The sequence below is a fragment of the Synergistaceae bacterium genome (assembly GCA_017443945.1).
GTDB lineage: Bacteria > Synergistota > Synergistia > Synergistales > Aminobacteriaceae > JAFUXM01.
Genome location: JAFSXS010000032.1, coordinates 1 through 19,511, shown reverse-complemented (window position 1 = coordinate 19,511; position 19,511 = coordinate 1). Strand labels below are relative to the sequence as shown.

Here is a 19,511-nt window from a genome sequence, read left to right as displayed (position 1 = left end):
TTTTTACCCCCCCCCCCCCCCCCCCCCGCAAACAAGAGAGTCAGAATTACTAACACAAATAAAAATTTTGTTCTGTGCATATAATAAAACCTCCATAAATAAATTTTCAGCACACAAAAAATGCCATGAATTATTATATCTTATTCTCAGTTATGAATTTAACAGTGAAGAATTAATAAATGATTGATTAGTCTATTCTTTCGCAAAATATTGGGTGAAAAATTTCACTATACTTCATTAATGTCATATAGGGCTATAATCAGCACATTATCAAACATTGAGTCAGCGCTTACCGCCCCAAACGAGTTTATTAATATTTTGTACCGATATATTTTTGTCTCAGTTCATCAAGCCGGCCGGTGTTCATTTCCAGAAAAGAATTTACGAAATCACGAAGTTCCGGCGAATTTTTACTCATGAGGACTCCAATTTTACCCGATGAAAACGGTTTTGTGATTAGAGGAGCAGCAAGCCTTTTATCGCGCTTTGTGTAATAACCTGCTTCTGCCATTTCTGTTATCATAACGTCAGCTTTTCCTTCAGCAATGAGGGCGGGAATTTCTTCATTGACATTGTGAATTATAATTTTTGCTTTAGGGAGATTAGCGCGTGCAAATTTTTCGTTAGTACCGCCGGGATTTTCCATAACAACAACTCCAGGACGGTTAATGTCAGCAAGAGTTTTATATTTCTCGACATCTTCAGCTCGAATCAAAATTGTTTTGCCGTTGTCAAGATAGCCGTTAGACATTAAAGCCTTCTCAAGCCTTGACTCAGTAATAGTTATGCCGCAGATAGCGAGATCAAATTTTTCTGCTAAAGTATCAGCCATTAAAGTGGGCCACGAGGTAGGGACGAACTCGACATTAACTCCGAGAGAAGCTGCTAAATCTTGAGCTAAATCAACATCGAAGCCCTCATAATTTCCGGTTTCAGGATTTAAGAAGGACATCGGGCAATAATCACCGGCAGTCCCAACACGAATAATGCCGCGTTCCTTAATTGCGTTAATAGTAATAGCCTCAGAGAACGAGCAAAAATAAAGCGTAAGAAATATTGAAAAAATTACACGAAATTTCGTATTTGCCATAAAATAAAAAACTCCTTCAAGAAATTAATACAATTTTTACTTAATGATAACATAATCACTAAAATAAAAAATTGAGAGTGTTGGAGCGTGATTTATGAGATTATTAACTGAGGCTAAAAATTTGCATAGTGTTGCAATAATGTTAATTTCAGAAAATTTTGGAGGCAGCTATGAAAGAATTTGAGAAGAATCACCCATATTTCTGGCTAATTTTAGGGCTGATACTGACAATACTTTCTTACGGCATATTTAATACCGGCATATGTGCTTGGATATTTGCTATACCGCTTATCAGGTTTATTAACAATCGTACAAAATGGTCATCAATTATTTTAATGCTTGTCGGTATGGTAATTGCGGCTAACATCACATTTTTTAGGCTCGTTGAAGATGATTTCAACATTCAGAATCAAATATTTTGCACATTTAACGGAATAAGAATTTGGTTCCCGTTTTTTTGTGTATTTCCTTTGCAGATATTTGCGAGCTAAGAGAATTATTGCTTATTACGCGTTTCCGGCAGCAGTGGCAGCAGCAGAATTTTTCATCGATAACCCGTTTATTTCTGTTATGACTTCTCTGTTTGTGTCGCAATTCTGGAATATAGGACTAATGCAGGTTGCAAGCGTTACAGGAGTAGTCGGCGTGTCATTCATAGTTACGTTATTTGCTTCAATCGTAAATTATATTTGGGAGGAAGGCGCACGCAAAGACGCTCTTATAAATGTTATCGGATACGGCATTGTCAGCGCGGGCATGTTCACCGTAGAGAAAATAACTACAGCCGATAAAACAGTAAGAGTCGCTGCAGGTGTAGAAAATTTTAATCTCTTGCTTGAAGATAAATCAATTCTTGCTAAATATACCGGCTCAGATGAAGAAAAAATGTTTCAGGCCAATATTGATATAATCACTGAGCGTGCAAAACGTGCGGTACAGAATGAATCAATTTTGCTGGTCTTCCCTGAAGAGGCGTTTACGTGCTCGGAGTCTTCAACTGAAAAATTTATAGCTCAGGTAAAAACTATAGCGCGCGAGAACAAAATTAATATAATACTTCCCAATTGTTATAGAATCCCAGAAAAAGAAGAACACTTTAAACTTTATAAATAGTAACGGCGAACTTCTTAACACTTACTTGAAGAATCATCTTGTCCCGGTGGTAGAAGAACCCTTCACGGAAAGAGGCGACGGCAAGACTCCCGTTATTGAAGTTGACGGAGTGAAATATACATATCTTATTTGCGCTGATTATACTTCGAATAAATATGCATATAACGGCCGTGAAGCTGACATTTTCATAAATCCCTCTTATGACTGGGAAGCGTTCCAATATTTTACGTCTTATGCCATACAAGCACGCGCTATTGAATGCGGATTCTCAGTCCTTAGAAACCCTGTCAACGGAAATATTATACTTTATGATGTCTACGGCCGGCCTCTTCACATGTCTAATGTAATGAACGTTCATACAGGAATGATTTATCTTGATATCCCCAAGAAGGGCAGACAAACTATATACGGTGCGACTGGTAATTGGTTCCCGTGGCTTTGTGCGGTGTATTCAGTTTTTGCAATATTGAGCGGTTTTGTGCTATAAAGAAGAATATACTAATATTTAGGAGGATATAATTTATGAAGCTCTCGAAAAAAGTATTTAGTCTCGTATTAGCTGTAATTATGGCTGTAAGTTTAGTTGCTTGCAGTTCGGCAGGAACACCCGCAGATCTTGTTGTCTACGGAAAAATTTTCACTTCAGAAAATAATCAAATTGTAGAAGCGTTTGCAGTGAAGGACGGAAAATATATTTATGTAGGCGATAAGAAGGGTGCAGAGTCATTTATCGAGAAAGGCAAGACAGAAATTATTGACTACACCGGCAAGGGGCTTGTTATGTCCGGCTGCGGTAACGGCCACGCACATTATATGTTAGGTTATGCTCTCTCGACAATCGGCACAATGGTAGGATACAATGATGACACGAACAAATTTATGACTGAAATTCTTCCCGCTGCTGTCAAGAAGGCAAGAGAAACGGGAGCAAAAGCTGTATTCGGTCAAGGCTGGAGTCTCAATAGTTTTTCTCACATACCCACCCGACAGGAATTAGACGCAATTTGCAGCGATCTCCCCATTTACTTTTTGGACGATGAATGCCACAAAGCAATCACGAACACTCTTATGCTTGTCCAAGCAGGAATCATGAAAGCTGACGGCACTGCAGGCAAGACAGAAATACGCGGCGGAGAAATTCAAATAGGTTCAGACGGCACACCTACAGGCTTTCTCTCGGAACAGGCGCAGACTTATGTACGTTCATTCTTAGATAATATTTATACACTTGATATGGCAACAGCTAATTTGGCTGAAATCGAACATCACATGTTATCAGAGGGTTATACAATGTACCATGAGGGCTGGGGAAATTATTTCGTCAACACAAATTATTATAAGGCTCTCCAGCAGTTAGACAAGGCCGGAAAATTACATTTTGTAGTTGGTCTGCCATATGAAATTGAAAGTTGGATGAATGTTGATGAGGCTTTAGCAGGAGCAGTCGACGCAAAAAAATTCGCTTCAACACGTGTAATGCCGAGATGGATTAAACTTTTAATGGACGGCACTGTTGAAACCGGCACAGGATTTGTCGATCCGCTTTATCCCGACGGCCATCAAGGTATAGCAAACTGGACAGAAGAAGAAATAACAAATTTGACTCGTAAAGCTAATGTAAACGGTTTGACCATGCACATACACGCATTAGGCAACAAAGCTGTGAATTGCGTTATAAATGCCTTCATCAACGGCGGGAAAGATGAACTGCGCAATACTATTGTTCACGTGCGTAATGTAAATTCTGATGATTACAAACGTATTGTAGATCATAATATTTATGTTACTTCGGGCGTAACTTGGCATCACGGTTTTACTGGAATGGCTGAAGAAATGCGGAAAATGGGCGCGGTTCCTGCAGGCATGGAGGACAAATCTTACCCGTTTAAATCATTCTTTGATAATAATATCCCTGTGTCGATTCATTCAGATTATCCGGCATTGAGCGGCAGTCCTGATGATCCGTTCGGAATCATGGAAATTGCAGTTACGGGCGTACTTCATTCTGAAAACGGGGCTCCTTGGTGGCCGGAAGAACTTGTAACGCGCGAACAGGCTTTAATCGCAATGACTATAAATTGTGCAAAGCAAATGTTTATCGAGAATGAACGAGGCAGCATTAAACCCGGCAAATATGCAGATTTCCTTCTATTAAATAAGGACGTTCTTACTTGTCCGGTTATGGAGATTCACACTGTCAAGCCCGCAGCAACATACTTCGAGGGGAAAAAAGTTTTTGAGGCTCCCAGCACTGATAAAACAATGAGCGAGCTAAAAGCAGAACTTAGAGCTCAATACGGCGAAAACAAGAGAATCACAGACGGCAATTATGATAAATCGCTTGCAGTCAAGTGCATTAACGGGACATTTGTAGGCAAAAAAATTGATGGTGTCATAGCGTTTAAGGGCATTCCTTTTGTAGGTCAGCAGCCTGTAGAAAATTTGCGCTGGAAAGCTCCCGTTGATGTTGTCCCTGATGACGGCGTTTACGAGGCATATTACAACGCGAAGAGTCCTTGTCAAGTTGATGATAGGTGGCAAGTTGCTTCTCTTTATGTTCAGGGTGAAGACTGTCTATATCTTAACGTGTGGAAAGCTGACGACGGCAGAAAAAATAAACCTGTTATGGTATGGATTCACGGCGGAGCTTTTGAAGTAGGCGGAACAGTAGAACCCCGCGAAGAAGGTACTAATTTCGTAAAAGAAAATCCCGATGTAATACTTGTTTCAATAGAGTATAGGCTCGGCGTTTTCGGCTTCTTCCATTTATCACACCTCCCAGACGGCAAAGATTACCCCGACGCACAGAATCTCGGACTTATGGATCAGATAATGGCGTTAAAATGGGTACACGAAAATATTGCATCTTTCGGCGGCGACCCTAACAACGTAACAATTTTCGGACAATCAGCAGGCGGCGGCAGTGTGTCTCTGCTTCCGTTAATAAAAGGTTCACACCAATATTTTAAGCGCGTAATTGCACAAAGCGGCTCACCAGTTTTCACGCGTTCTACAGAAGAAGCTATTGCATGCACAAATGAATTAATGAAAAAATTAGGCTGCAAAACTGTTGCTGACCTGCAAAAAGTTGATATACAAAAATTTGTTGATGAAGGCGACATACTCACATTGCGCGTGTGGGCAGAAAGGGACGGGAAATATTTGCCTCTTGACCCTTATGCGGCGTATGCTAATGGTGCTGCAAAAGATATAGATTTTCTTCAGGGCTGCACAAAAAATGAAATGGGTTATTTCGTGGTCAGCTTAGGTGATAATTACAATGCGTTTGCTGCTGCACGTCTGGCCAAGAAAATGGCTCAATTGACGGATAAAGAGAAAGCACTTGTTGAGAGTTTCTGCAATGACGCAAATAACATAACCCCGAAATACTCCATCACAAGCAAATTATTTGATCAAATCGTATTTATTGCGCCCCTGTTCAGAATGTCGGAGAATCAAACAAAGGCCGGCGGAAAGTCTTACACTTATTATTTCAGGGTTGAGTCTTCAATACCCTTAATGAGAAGCGGACATGCTGTAGAGCTTTCGACAGTGTTCAATCACCCTGAAGAGACTCTTGTAACTGGGAGAAGATTTGACGAGACATTTTCAAAGACTATGCGTAAAATGTGGGTTCAATTCGCGAAGACCGGCAATCCTTCACTAAGCGCAGAAATTTCTCCCGACGGTAAAGCTCATGAGTGGCCGCTTTATGATTTGGAGAACAAAACAATTATGGTCTTCGATGAGTTCAACATTCACCCGGAAAAAGAGTCAGATTTAAAGATTCTTGATTGGGACAGATGCTATTTCTTGACTAAGTATTATTGCATTTGACAGTTTAGAGTATGTAACTATAGAATTGAATCGAAATTTATTGTATGAAAGGAACTACAATTAACATTATGCAACACAAATCAAAATATCAATCTCGCGTTATTGGAGCATTACTTCTCGTTCTCGTGCTTGCAGTTACGGCATATGCAGCACCCTTCACAGCTCCTAAAAAATTAGCTGATTACCTTTACTACATGGAATACACCGACTATGAAGTTGACTTAACGACGGGCGAACAGGTCAAAACCGGTTTTGCTTGCTCTGCTGTTCGTAATGGAAATTTCTACGGCCGTAATTTAGATCTTGATTACTCCGATGTCCCTGAATTTGTAATCAAAGTTGCCGCAAAAGAAGGTCGTTACGCAAGCATAGGAATGGCCGCAATTCTCACGTTAAAATCTAATGGAGTTGACAAAGTTTCTGAAGCTGAATTTCTCGCAATGCCAAATTTAACCTTTGACGGCATTAATGAAAACGGTGTAGCGATAAATTGTAATGTCGCTCCTGCAATTGATTTAGATTTCGCTACTTTGATGTCAACTAATTACGGCAAACCGCGCATTCATGCTGTTGCAGTCGTCCGTTACGTTCTTGATCACGCAAAATCCGCCGCTCATGGTGTAGAACTCTTAAAGAATATGGACATTTACGGCGGTTACGGCACATGGGGACTTCACTGGATGCTTTCTGACGAGAAAGAAACTTACATAATCGAATGCATTGACGGTGAACTTGTTGCAAGAAACGATACAGATAACATCATGACAAATTTCTATGTCAACTACGCGCCTAATACTCCCTACGCAAAACATATAGCACAGAAGGGTCAGACAGTTGCAGGAAAAGTTTATGAGAACTTCCCGATTCTTACGCCTCATGCCTGCGGGGTTGAACGTTACGCCATTTTGAAGGAACATTACGCAGAGGGCGCAAAATCTGCTGAAGGTATGTCCCGCTTAATGGAGCGCGTTAAATATACTCAGGCCTATGAAGCTGATACAAAACCGTTCTGGTATACAGAATATACAGAAGGAAATTTGACAATCGCAAACACTCCGATGGACTTCAAAGCAGCTATGCAGTACGGCTTTGATACATACAAATTGCATGATAGAAATATTCAGCCAAATAATTTCTGGCAGACATGGCACACATCAGTTTACGATTTTGCGAATAAGACACTACGCTTGAACATTCAAGAGGATTACTCTAAGCACTACGATTTCAAGCTGGACTAATTGAAATTTATTCCGTACCTCCTCAACGCCTGAGGGGGTATTATTTTTGCCGTGAGACATTCACAGAAAGGACGATACAAGAATGAAGAAGAAAATTTTTGCACTGGCAGTTATCGTTGTTATGGCAATGAGTTTTACAGCCTGCGCCGATACACCGGACTATTCACAAAATGCGAGCTGGTACAAGATTCCCAATATCACAAAGGATGTAGACACATTCTATGTTTACGCAACGGAGTACATGGGCTTAGGAGAGAATGACCCCGAATATGCAGCACTCGATAATGCAGAAATGTTAAAGGGCGTTGATAATCAATATATGCTTCAGGCAAGCGCATACGAGGACTCAAGCAACGTTTTTGTGCCGTATTACCGCCAGGCAGGAATGCGTGTAATGAGAAAATCTTGGCTTGAGACCGGAGACGTTGATAAAGCAATTTCAGCTATGCCCTATAATGACATAACAGCAGCACTTGATTACTACTTCAAGAATTACAACAACGGCAGACCGTTCATTATTGCAGGACACAGCCAGGGATCCGCTATAATTAGACTCCTTCTGAAAAAATATTTTATGGAACACCCCGACTACTATAAACGCATGATAGCCGCTTATGTAATAGGTTACTCAATCACTAAAGACGACCTCAAAGCATATCCTCATTTGAAATTTGCAGCAGGCGAGACAGATACAGGCGTAATAATTAGCTGGAACACTGAAGGCAAAGAAAATGTCGAGAATAACATCAAGACCGCTGTATTACTTCCCGGCGCAATCAGCATTAACCCGCTTAACTGGAAACTTGACGAGACTTACGCACCAGCAAGCGAAAATCTCGGCTCACTCTTTATGAACGAGAAAACCGGCAAAATCGGAATAGGCGATGTAGGAGCAGACGCGCAAATTATTCTTTCACGCGGAACAGTCGTAACAAACGGCCCGGCATCACCTCTCCCGGAAGATGAAACAAGAATCTCTGCTGAATATTTCGGTCCAGACGGCAGACACGCTGATGATTACATACTTTATTACAACAACATCAAAGCAAACGCAGCAAAACGTATCGCAGCTTATATGTCAGGGAGGACTCCGGATTATTCACAAAAAACGAGCTGGCACAAGATCCCGGAAATTACAAAGGATGTCGATACATTCTACATTAATTCAACGGCGTACATTTTCGGCAGCTTGAAAGAAGATTCACCCGAATACGCGTCAATCGACAACGCAGAAATGTTAGCAGGTTTTGCAGAAGAATATTTATCTCATGCAACAGTGTTCGAGGACGCTACAAATGTATTTATGCCGTATTACCGTCAAGCAGGAATGAGAGTCATGAAAAAATCTTGGCTTGAAACCGGAGACGTTGATAAAGCAATTTCAAGTAAGCCCTATAATGACATAACAGCAGCACTTGATTACTACTTCAAGAATTACAACAACGGCCGCCCGTTCATTATTGCAGGACACAGCCAGGGATCCGCTATAGTTAGACTCGTCCTGAAAAAATATTTTAAGCAGCACCCCGACTATTACAAGCGAATGATAGCAGCTTATGCAATAGGTTACTCAATCACTAAAGACGACCTTAAAAATTTTCCTCATTTGAAATTTGCAGAAGGTGAGACCGACACAGGCGTAATAATCAGCTGGAACACTGAAGGCAAAGAAAATGTCGAGGAAAACACCAAAACCGCCGTATTACTTCCGGGCGCAATCAGCATTAACCCGCTTAACTGGAAACTTGACGAGACTTACGCGCCTGCAAGCGAAAATCTAGGCTCACTCTTGGAAAATGGGAAGATCGGCGATATAGGAGCAGACGCGCAAATTATCCTTTCACGCGGAACAGTCGTAACAAACGCCAAGCCCGACCCAATGCCCGAAGAAGCCGCAAGAATCACAGCCGAGTACTTCGGACCGGGTGCCAGACACGACAACGATTACACTTTTTACTACAACAACATTAAAGCCAACGTCGCAAAACGTATCGCAGCTTACAAGGCAAGCAAATAGCAATTTACAAATAAAGAAATCCCCCTTCTAAAAATTTTAGGAGAGGGATTTTTTCTGCTGCCAAGTCTCAATATTTAACGCACGAGACAAGGTTTCTTGCTGTCAAATTTCCAGTTAGGAATCAAATATTGCATTGCTGTTGCGTCATTTCTATCGTGTGAGGGTAATTTATTATAAAGCGCGTTGGCCTCCTCGAGCCGCTTCATATTTAGTGTAACACCGAGTCCGGGCTTGTCTGGTACTGCGAGATAACCGTCTTTAATTTCCGGCGCGTCGTATAACAAATTTTGTCCGTCCTGCCAAATCCAGTGCGTATCTAAAGCTGTAGGTTTCCCCGGTGCTGCTGCTCCGACCTGTGCAAAGGCTGCGAGCGTAATATCGAAGTGATTATTTGAGTGGCTGCCCCACGTGAGTCCCCAATCATTTAATAATTGCGCGATTCTGATTGAGCCTCCGAACCCCCAGAAATGAGGATCTGCAAGAACAATATCTACAGCCTTCAACGCTGCTGAATGATAAAATTGTCTCCAGTCAGTAGCAATCATATTTGTAGCAACCGGCAATTTAACGGCGTTCTTAAACTCTGCCATGATTTCACGACTCGAATAACCTGACTCAGGGCCGCAAGGGTCTTCTATGTAGGTTAAAACACTTTCAAGCGGTCTGCAAAGTTCTATAGCTTCAGCAAGACTCCAAGCTCCGTTAGGGTCAATATTGATTCTTCCGTTGGGAAATGCTTTTTTCAGCGCGATTACTGCCTGCATTTCTTCATGACCGGCCAAGACTCCGCCTTTGAGCTTGAAATTTTTGAATCCGTACTTAGCGTTTAAACACTGGGCTTGCTCGACTATGCTTTCAGGTGTGAGCATTTCTTTACGTCTCATTCTGTACCATGAGTCAGAGCTTGAGGACTCATCGAGATAATTTAATTCTCGTGCCTTGTCCTTATCGCTCACGTAAAATAAATAGCCGAGAGTTTCGACTTTATCACGTTGTTTGCCGTCGCCAAGTAAGTCGCACATTTGCAAGTCTAACGCTTGACCTAGTAAATCAAGTAATGCGCACTCTATAGCCCATTCAGCTTTTACAACAAATTTTAATTTCGAGATGTCGAGAGTCTGAATCCCTTCGCCGTCGTCCTCTTTTGCGCGTTTGGTGTGTTTATGAATCGAGTCAAGAATCCCGCGATATTTCCCGACCTGCTGACCTACTACAAGTTCAGTGCAAGCCCTCAAAGCCTCGCATGTGTAGTCGCCTCCGTGAATTTCGCCGATTCCCTGATGACCTGCTGAGTCCTCAAGAATTACTATATTTCGCGTGAAAAATGGCGCGTGTGCTCCCGAAAGAGTCATTAACATTGAGTCATAGCCTGCAACGGGAATAACCTTCATGCTTGTTACTATGGGTGTTGACATAATTTCGCCTCCTGATAAAAAATTAACCCCGCTTTTACACGGGGCCTTGATGAAATAATTATTTCGCTAATTCGTCAGCTATTGACTTGAAAATCTGGAAATATTCAGCGTCGTGCTTCTCACTGTCTGCGCCTGACAAATAATACGGCATCATTTCAACTTTGCGAATCGCCTCGACGCATTCCGGTCTCTTGTGCATTTCCTGAACGATATTTTCATACCATGTAATAACTTCCTGCGGGGTCTCTTTCGGGAAATAGAACGAGAAATCGCAGTCAGGATATACTAAGTCAATGCCCTGTTCCTTGAATGTCGGAATATCTTTAATTAAGTCATAACGCTTTTCACTGGGTACGCCCAACGCTATAAACTGGCCGGACTCAAGATAATCTTTACAGTTAATATAAGCACCGGGCATCATATCGACTTGGCCGGAAAGCATACCGACTATTTTGTCAGAGTTCGAGCCGTAATCAACTAAATCAAGCTCAATTCCTGCTAATTGCTGGAACTTGAGAATCTCATAATATGTATACGCGCCTACTTCTGTGCATGCAACTAATTCACCGGGGTGCGCCTTTGCTGCTGCGAGAAATTCTTCGAGATTCTTATATTTCTTGGGATTCACGTAGAATTGCTGTGCGGGATCTTTCGCGAACGTTGGACCGAGCTTGAATGCTGTATAGTTGTAATCAGTTATTCCGGCAACATTTGCGACGTTGACGAGATTATGACCATATAAAAATGTGTGTCCGTCGGGAGCTGCTGCCCTGACCTGATCTGCTGCGATTGAACCTGCTGCGCCGTTTGCGTTTACGACGATGAAATCACATCCGGATAACTCTTTTGCGTACTGTGCAAAGACTCTCGCGCTTAAATCTGTGTTACCGCCTGCACCGGCCGGAACGATAATTGATACTGTCGTCGTGGGTTTCCATTCAGCAAACGCACATGACGCTACTACGAGAACTGCTGCTAATGCTAATAAAACTTTCTTCATTAATAATGACAACTCCTTTAATATATTTTTTCCCGCAAAATTTCACGGGTAATTTACTTTTTCTCCGCTCGTTCGCGCTGCATATGGCGATTAATGGGCGGGAGGGGGTCTGGGGGAGGGGCTTTCTGGGGCTCCCCCAGTTGATGAATCACAAATTTTTTTGCTCCAATTATGACCATAAACTGCTTATTTACTGAGATTCATTTTTTCTGCGCGCGCTGCCTTGATTTCCTTATACAACGTCCAAAGGATTACAGCTATTGCAATAAAGAAAAATACACAGAATATCGGCCTTGAGAAAAACGCACCGAATGTCTTAAATCTCTGCAAACCTCTGCGCAAATATTCTTCTGTCATTCGTCCAATTAAGAAACAAAGCACAAAAGGTGTAGTCGGCAGCTTGAATTTATGATACAAATATCCAATCACGCCGAAAACTAGAATCGATTGCACGTCAAATATTCTATTATTCGTAGCATATGCACCGACAGCGCATAAAACTAGAATCAACGGTAATAATATATGTTTCGGAACCTTGAGAACCTGAACAAACGCTTTAATGCAAGTCCACTCAATTATAAGCATAATCAAAGCGCAAATCATGCACGCCGCAAAAATTCCGTAAACAACATCAGGATTCTTCACGAACAATAACGGCCCTGCACTTAATCCGTGAATCAAGAACCCGCCGAGCATCATTGCTGTTACTCCGTCGCCGGGAATACCAAGCACTAACAACGGAATTAATGCACCGCCTATCGTAGCATTATTAGCGCATTCTGTTGCGACAATTCCTTCAGGATCGCCCTGTCCGAAAGTCTCCGGGTGTTTGCTCATATTCTTAGCTGTAACGTATGCCAGCATTCCAGATGTTGAACCGCCTATACCGGGTAAAATTCCGATTCCTGTTCCGATTAGAGCTGCTCTTATTGCTGCGGGAGTCCATTTAATTAATTCTGCGATACTGAATCCGAAGCCGCGAACTTTTTTAACGGGAATAGTCTTTAATCCTTTGCCGATTGTCTCTGCACTCACAAGAATATCTGCAACCGCAAAAATTCCTATTAGAGTCGTAAGAGTGTTAAAGCCTCCGCGCATTTCAGGAATCCCAAATGTAAATCTCGCTGTCCCGTCAATGGGTGCAAGTCCTACAAGAGCAAATACAAGTCCCAGCATTCCAGCAAGCAAGCCTTTAATCATATTTCCGGAAGATAATACAGCAACCATCGTTAAAGCAAAAAAGCATATCCCGAAATTATCAGGAAAAGCAAATTTTAACGCTACATCTGCGAGCCAAGGTGCAAAGAAAGTCAATATTACAAATGAAAAAATTGACCCTAAGAACGAGAAAACTATTCCGACACCTAATGCGCGCATTGCCTCACCCTTTTGTGCCATTGGGTAGCCGTCAAAAGTTGTAGCTATTGAACTTGCTGTACCGGGCATGTTTAATAATATCGCAGAAATTAGACCGCCCGAAATTCCGCCGATATAGACTGCTACTAAAACATTCATTCCGAGTGATGAACTCATTGAGAACGTTAACGGCAGCATTAAAGCAACGGCCATTGACGCACTTAAACCGGGAATCGAGCCGAAAACTATTCCGATAGCAACTCCGGCAATCATTAATAATAACGAAGTTGGTTCGCAGACCTTGAGAGCAGCCGCCCCTAATTGTGATAAAGCTCCCATAATATTCGCCTCCTATAACGTGAATAAACCAGCAGGCAGGACAATTTTAAATCCGTACCTGAACAGGAAAAATACAGCGAAGACGAATATAATATCAATCACTGCATAAATAATAACGTCCTTTGCGCTTCGTCTGTCATTGGGTGCAAGTACTAAAATTTGCAGGAACAAATATCCCAGCGTCGATAAAATAAATCCTACAGGCGCAAGAATGTTCACGTAAATTGTTATCAATACGAGTGAGCTTAGAACGCGTTTATAATCCGAAGTATCTGCCGGAGCTGACTCGGCCTTTGCTGCGTTGTGCTTGAAATTTTTTACTGCACTGAACAATAATAATAACGCAAGAACGAGCATAATTATCCCGATTAGAGTCGGCATAAAGTCAGGGCCGATCTTCATAACGCGCGATTTTGGGAGCTGACTGGACAGCCAGATAGTAACTCCGCCGAGAACAGTATAAAATATCCCTACTATAATGTCCCCGTATTTCTTAAAGAACAAAATTACTGCATCTCCTTCCGTGTAGCAACAAAATTATTAAATTGTAAAATAATGAATTGTTGAACATTTTATCAGAGACGGAAAAATTTTTTATCGTATAAAATTCGTACATTGCCACTCTTCAAGCGGTGAAGGGTTAATATTTGCCTTCCTTCCTGCCTCGATACACTTCAATAGCCACGCCATATTTCGGCCAAGTGTGCGCATTGTCTGCAAGCCTTCGAGATCCTGTCTGACTTCATCGGGTGTGTTGCCGTGAACTTGATTCCAGTATTGAGACGATACAACGGGCATATTCTTAATCGTAAAATATTTATTGAGTCTGTCAAAAGCTGCCGACGCTCCGCCCCTCCTGCAAGAGACAACGCAAGCACACGGCTTGTTAAAAAATTTGTCCCCGCCCGAGAAAAAGAATCTATCAAGGAACGCGCATAGACTCCCGGTCGGACCTGCAAAATAAACTGGTGAGCCGATAATAAAGCCGTCGAACTCGTCAACCCTTGCTGCTAATTCTCTTACGCCGTCATTGAATACGCAATGTCCAAGAGTCGCGCACTTGAAGCAGCCGATACAGCCTTGAATCGCTTTTTTGCCGATGTGATAAATTTCTGTGTCGATTCCTTCTTGATTGAGAGTTGCAGCTACCTCATTTAATGCCGTAAATGTGCAGCCTTTCTCGTTGGGTGAACCGTTAATTAATAAAACTTTCATGTAAAATTTGCTCCCCTCATGTGAAAAATTTTTGTTGATTTGATTATAACCTGATTGAATGAGTATTAATAACGCTATTTCTCGTAAAATTGTATATGTTATAATGATTTCATTCACATAAATTTTCAGAAATTAAAATTTTTATTCAGTAAGGAGGGTGACGTATCATGAAATTATCGAAGTGCGTAAATGCTTGTAATTACTCATGCCCCCCCCCATCCCCCGCAAATTACGTAATTTTGTGAGACGTTCTCGTGAGTCAAAGCCTCCTTAAGTGAATTAATAAATTTATGTGCGCTCGTTGGCATAAAGAATTTATTTATTCAAGGAGGAATTTATTTATGAAAACTAAGAAATTGGCAGTTATTGCAATATTATTATTTTGTGTCCTGTACCCTAATTTTATATTTGCTGCTGAAGATAATGATATAAGGATTCTTCCGCCTTCCCCTGAGTATGTAGAATGGCTCGAAAGTCTTGAGCAAAGCAAAGAAGGTTTCACAACAAAATCCGAGAGCGATTCATTCAAAGGCGGCGTAATACCGAGTCCAATTGATAGATCTGACTTATGGAAGAATCCTCCTAGACCTCGGGATAATGGCGAAATGTTCTCTACTATGAATGTTTTGCCGGAATACTATGATCTGAGAGAGCACAATAGAGTCACTCCAGTCAAAAATCAAAATCCATGGGGAACTTGCTGGGCTTTTGCATCACTCGGTTCAATGGAATCTACTTTTAAGACTCTATATAGTGATAGCGTTCCTGACTTGTCAGAAATGTTTGTTGCATATTTTGTTTATGGAGACACGCGGCCGGGTAAATCTTTCGGTCTGTATGATGATAATAAAAATATTTTAGATCAAGGCGGTCATGCTGATTACGCAATCGCATTAATATCAAGGCTGGGATGTGTGCGTGAAAATATACTTCCTTACCCTTCAAGACAACGTACATATACAGCTCCCGATAAATTCCCAGAAGAATACCCTACTTTACCGATTAGACTTAAAGATACATATAGTATTGGATATTTAAGCGGCGACAAAATGATGAATGTAGTCAAGGATCTAGTTATTAAACATGGTGCTTTGTATATTAGTTATCATCACAATCATAATTATGATAACGCAGCTACTCATCTAGTAGACGGTGAATATATTACAACTTATTTTACCAACGACGATGCTTTGGGAAATCACGCAGTTAATATTATAGGCTGGGATGATAATTTTTCTCGCATGAAATTCCCTGTGTCTATGAGACCCACTAAAGACGGAGCCTGGCTCGTTCGTAATTCATGGGGAACTGACTGGGGCGATGACGGATATTTTTGGATGTCATATGAACAGGAAATTTTTGACGTGAATTTATTAATATTGGATGACACACCTGAAGGACTCAAGCACTACGGTTATGACGATCTGGGACACTTAGGTTCTACAACTGGGAAATGGTCAGCAAATATCTTCAAGACAGAATCAGATGAAATTTTGCAGTATGTCGGATTTTACACAATCAAGAATAATACTAATTACGAAATTTACGTGTATGATCTCGGTACTGAACAACCCGATTCCCCTATTAATGGAACGTTAATCGCCAGCAAAAAAGACGGCTATAACGCATATTCAGGTTATCACACGGAAGATTTTTCTCTGAATAAGATAAAAATTTCTAAGGGGCATTATTTCTCCGTTGTAGTTAAGACAGATACAGGAACTGCAATTGAAAAGAACTACTATTCTAGCTCTAATGCGGTTGTAAATTTAAACGAGTCTTATTATTCTTCAGACGGAACAACTTGGCGCGATGCAGTTGAAGATTCTGGATACAATGTTTGTATAAAAGCCTTTACTATTCCTTATGATGAATCACAACCGACACCGCCCGCTCCTGTTGGTATAGCTATCAATGACACAAATTTCCCGGATTTCAATTTCCAAGATTATGTGAAGACAAATTTTGACAGTGACTCTAACGGAGCATTAAGCTACGAAGAAATTAATAATGTTACTTCAATGAAACTCTACACGAAAAACTTTTTGAACCAGGATGAAGGCATGAATATAGCCTCTCTGAAAGGTATTGAATTCTTCACGGCTCTAACTTCTCTGGATTGTAAACATAACCAGTTAACGGCTTTAGATACTAGCAATAATACGGCTCTGACTCATCTAGATTGCGGCGATAACAAATTAACAACTTTAGACGTTAGCAAGAATACGGCTCTGATTTATCTAGATTGCGGCGGTAACAAATTAACAACTTTAGACGTTAGCAGTAATACAGCTCTAAGTGTTCTAGATTGCCGCGCTAACAAATTAACAACTTTGGACGTTAGCAGGAATACGGCTCTGACTTATCTAGATTGCGGCGGTAACGAATTAACAACTTTAGACATTAGCAAGAATACGGCTCTAAGTTATCTAGATTGCGGCAGTAATAAATTAACATTACTAAATCTAGAAACAATCAATGAGTTAGCTTATCTGATTTGCAGAGGTAATCAATTAACAACTCTAGATGTGGGAAAAAATCGTTTAGAGGTTTTGTTTGATTGCTCATGGAATAAATTAATGGCTTTAGATTTAAGCAATACTTATTGTTGGGATTGTGATTATGGCGATCAAAAAGTTACAGATCTGATAGTTAATAAGGATTCCGACGGCTATTACATAAATCTTAAGGAGTATTTGCAGGACAGAATTAGCAAAGTATCAAACGTTATAGACAACGATACAGGAGCGTCATTGCAATACGACAGTTCTACAGGCATCATAAAATTTTCTTCGAGTACAACTACTATCCGATATACTTATGATGTTGGCAAATATGTATTATTGCCTATGACTGTTTATATCATCATGACGGATAAACCTGAAATAATAACTAAATCCTTGCCTGATGCAGTTTACGGCGCAGAATATTCGGCACAGATTGAATTAACAGGCGGTACTCCCACTTCATTCCAAATAACTCAAGGAAAATTACCAAGCGGGTTAACTCTTAATAATTCGGGATTAATTTCTGGAACTCCCACTCAGACAGGCGAATTTCCATTTGTTGTTAAGGCTAGTAATATTGCGGGCTCTGATGAGAAAGAATTGATATTAAACGTAACTCAGATGCCATCAATAACAACAGCAACATATCTCAAAAATGGCATTAAAGGCGAAAAATATTCTGTAACTCTTAAATCGTCAGGAACAGAATCCACATGGACAAAAATAAGCGGAAGCTTACCTGATGGCCTAACCCTTGCAAATAACGGCGTAATTTCAGGAACTCCTACAAAAGCAGGCACTTTTTCATTTACTGTTAAAGCGAGTAACTCAGCCGGTGAGGACTCCGGAAATTTTATAATCACCATTAGCAATCCCGATGAGAGTTTAGAAATATTAACAACGAACCTTAAAGACGCTATTGTTGGTGTTGAATATAATGAAACAGTTAAAACCAATTTACCCATTATGGAAGAATATCTTTTGTATCCTGATTATAATGTTCCATCGTGGCTTAGTTACCGCAGAGACAGCAATGACTATACTTCAATGATTCTGAAGGGTATTCCTAATCAAGCAGGGACATACACTTTTTATATCGATGCAACTGATGGATACCAAAGCGGCATAAAGCAATTTACTCTGACAGTAAAAGAATCTCAAAAAGCACTGACAATCACTACAAACACAACACTTACGCCAGGCAATAAATATAAAAATTATGCTGTAATTTTATCTGCGTCAGGAACAACGCCTATTACATGGGAAAAAACTGGCGGCACTTTGCCCAACGGTTTATCGCTGTCAAGTTCAGGTATAATATCAGGTATTCCTACAGAAACAGGCAATTTCTCATTTACTGTCAAAGCAAGCAACACAGAGGGCGAGGACTCTAGAAATTTCTCAATTACTGTTAATGAAGCTCCAACAATCACTACAAATGCGACTCTTACAGCAGGCACTAAAGGAGTAAATTATTCTGTTACCCTTGCAGCATCAGGCACAACGCCTATTACTTGGACAAAAACAGACGGAAATTTACCGGACGGTCTTATTCTCGCAAATACCGGCGTAATTTCAGGTACTCCCACTAAAGCAGGCAATTTCTCATTCACCGTAAAAGCCAGCAATACGGCAGGAAGCGACTCTAGAACGTTCACTATTACAATCAATGAGCTAAAGCCCGCAATCACTACGAGTTCAACTCTACAATCAGGGACTAAAGGTGCAAATTATTCCGTTACTCTTACAGCGTCAGGAACAAAGCCTATTACATGGACAAAAACAGGCGGTAATTTACCGAATGGTCTCACGCTCACGAATACTGGCATAATTTCAGGTACTCCCACTAAAGCAGGCAATTTCTCATTTACCGTGAAGGCAAGCAACACCGCAGGCTATGACTCGAGAACATTCACAATTACTATTAATGAACCAATAATCAAGCCTTCAATCACTACAAATGCGACTCTTACAGCAGGTACTAAAGGTGCAAATTATTCCGTTACTCTTGCAGCCTCAGGCACTACACCTATCACGTGGCAGAAAACCGGCGGTAATTTACCGGACGGACTCACTCTCGCAAATAGCGGTAAAATTTCAGGCACTCCCACTAAGGCCGACACATTTTCATTTACTGTCAAAGCAAGCAATACAGCAGGCAATGACTCTAGAACATTCACTATTACTATTAATGAACCAGTAATCAAGCCCGCAATCACTACAAATGCGACTCTTACATCAGGTACTAAAGGTGCAAATTATTCCGTTACTCTTGCAGCCTCAGGCACTACACCTATCACGTGGACACAAACCGGCGGAAATTTACCGGATGGACTCACTCTCGCAAATAGCGGTAAAATTTCAGGCACTCCTACTAAGGCCGG

General features: G+C 41.0%; 13 protein-coding genes. 7 read left to right on the top strand and 6 right to left on the bottom strand.

The annotated features are described in order from the left end of the window. Window positions 1-310 precede the first annotated feature (310 nt). Window positions 311-1,090 (bottom strand): transporter substrate-binding domain-containing protein, encoded by a 780-nt coding sequence (locus tag IJT21_03610; GenBank protein ID MBQ7577339.1) that lies wholly within the window; start codon window positions 1,088-1,090, stop codon window positions 311-313. 170 nt (window positions 1,091-1,260) lie between these two features. On the opposite strand from IJT21_03610, the gene IJT21_03605 reads away from it, so the two are divergent. From IJT21_03605 to IJT21_03580, 6 genes are all read left to right on the top strand, one after another. After that, window positions 1,261-1,581, top strand: coding sequence for a hypothetical protein (locus tag IJT21_03605; GenBank protein MBQ7577338.1), 321 nt, complete (start codon window positions 1,261-1,263; stop codon window positions 1,579-1,581). Between the two features lie 34 nt (window positions 1,582-1,615). Beyond that, window positions 1,616-2,203, top strand: a complete 588-nt coding sequence (locus IJT21_03600; GenBank protein MBQ7577337.1) for a hypothetical protein — start codon at window positions 1,616-1,618, stop codon at window positions 2,201-2,203. Beyond that, a complete protein-coding gene (locus IJT21_03595) occupies window positions 2,154-2,690 on the top strand; it encodes a hypothetical protein (protein ID MBQ7577336.1) in 537 nt (178 codons plus the stop codon). Before IJT21_03600 ends, IJT21_03595 begins: the two co-directional genes overlap by 50 nt. Window positions 2,691-2,725: 35 nt before the next feature. After that, window positions 2,726-6,040, top strand: coding sequence for a carboxylesterase family protein (locus IJT21_03590; protein MBQ7577335.1), 3,315 nt, complete (start codon window positions 2,726-2,728; stop codon window positions 6,038-6,040). A 68-nt stretch (window positions 6,041-6,108) separates the two neighbouring features. Continuing rightward, window positions 6,109-7,278 (top strand): linear amide C-N hydrolase, encoded by a 1,170-nt coding sequence (locus IJT21_03585; GenBank protein ID MBQ7577334.1) that lies wholly within the window; start codon window positions 6,109-6,111, stop codon window positions 7,276-7,278. Between the two features lie 82 nt (window positions 7,279-7,360). Continuing rightward, window positions 7,361-9,295 carry a DUF3089 domain-containing protein gene (locus IJT21_03580; GenBank protein MBQ7577333.1) on the top strand — a complete coding sequence of 645 codons (1,935 nt, stop codon included), beginning with the start codon at window positions 7,361-7,363 and terminating at the stop codon, window positions 9,293-9,295. A 74-nt stretch (window positions 9,296-9,369) separates the two neighbouring features. Here the strand turns inward: IJT21_03580 and gudD are convergent, their stop codons facing one another. From gudD to IJT21_03555, 5 genes are all read right to left on the bottom strand, one after another. Then, window positions 9,370-10,710: a glucarate dehydratase gene (gene gudD / locus IJT21_03575; protein MBQ7577332.1), complete on the bottom strand. Its 1,341-nt coding sequence runs from the start codon at window positions 10,708-10,710 to the stop codon at window positions 9,370-9,372. Window positions 10,711-10,768: 58 nt separating this feature from the next. After that, on the bottom strand, window positions 10,769-11,710 hold the full coding sequence (locus IJT21_03570) for a tripartite tricarboxylate transporter substrate binding protein (GenBank protein ID MBQ7577331.1): 942 nt from the start codon (window positions 11,708-11,710) through the stop codon (window positions 10,769-10,771). Window positions 11,711-11,896: 186 nt separating this feature from the next. After that, window positions 11,897-13,405 (bottom strand): tripartite tricarboxylate transporter permease, encoded by a 1,509-nt coding sequence (locus IJT21_03565; GenBank protein ID MBQ7577330.1) that lies wholly within the window; start codon window positions 13,403-13,405, stop codon window positions 11,897-11,899. Window positions 13,406-13,417: 12 nt separating this feature from the next. Further along, a complete protein-coding gene (locus IJT21_03560) occupies window positions 13,418-13,909 on the bottom strand; it encodes a tripartite tricarboxylate transporter TctB family protein (GenBank protein ID MBQ7577329.1) in 492 nt (163 codons plus the stop codon). A 90-nt stretch (window positions 13,910-13,999) separates the two neighbouring features. After that, on the bottom strand, window positions 14,000-14,620 hold the full coding sequence (locus IJT21_03555; protein ID MBQ7577328.1) for a flavodoxin family protein: 621 nt from the start codon (window positions 14,618-14,620) through the stop codon (window positions 14,000-14,002). Window positions 14,621-14,961: 341 nt separating this feature from the next. Between IJT21_03555 and IJT21_03550 the strand changes: the two genes are divergently transcribed. Continuing rightward, window positions 14,962-19,511: putative Ig domain-containing protein (locus tag IJT21_03550; GenBank protein MBQ7577327.1), on the top strand; the 4,550-nt coding region annotated here is incomplete at its 3' end.

Excerpts from the sequence above, each read along its gene's own strand:
- IJT21_03610 (MBQ7577339.1), bottom strand. The coding sequence starts at position 1,090 with ATGGCAAATACGAAATTTCGTGTAATTTTTTCAATATTTCTTACGCTT.
- IJT21_03605 (MBQ7577338.1), top strand. The coding sequence starts at position 1,261 with ATGAAAGAATTTGAGAAGAATCACCCATATTTCTGGCTAATTTTAGGG.
- IJT21_03590 (MBQ7577335.1), top strand. The coding sequence starts at position 2,726 with ATGAAGCTCTCGAAAAAAGTATTTAGTCTCGTATTAGCTGTAATTATG.
- IJT21_03585 (MBQ7577334.1), top strand. The coding sequence starts at position 6,109 with ATGCAACACAAATCAAAATATCAATCTCGCGTTATTGGAGCATTACTT.
- IJT21_03580 (MBQ7577333.1), top strand. The coding sequence starts at position 7,361 with ATGAAGAAGAAAATTTTTGCACTGGCAGTTATCGTTGTTATGGCAATG.
- gudD (MBQ7577332.1), bottom strand. The coding sequence starts at position 10,710 with ATGTCAACACCCATAGTAACAAGCATGAAGGTTATTCCCGTTGCAGGC.
- IJT21_03570 (MBQ7577331.1), bottom strand. The coding sequence starts at position 11,710 with ATGAAGAAAGTTTTATTAGCATTAGCAGCAGTTCTCGTAGTAGCGTCA.
- IJT21_03565 (MBQ7577330.1), bottom strand. The coding sequence starts at position 13,405 with ATGGGAGCTTTATCACAATTAGGGGCGGCTGCTCTCAAGGTCTGCGAA.
- IJT21_03555 (MBQ7577328.1), bottom strand. The coding sequence starts at position 14,620 with ATGAAAGTTTTATTAATTAACGGTTCACCCAACGAGAAAGGCTGCACA.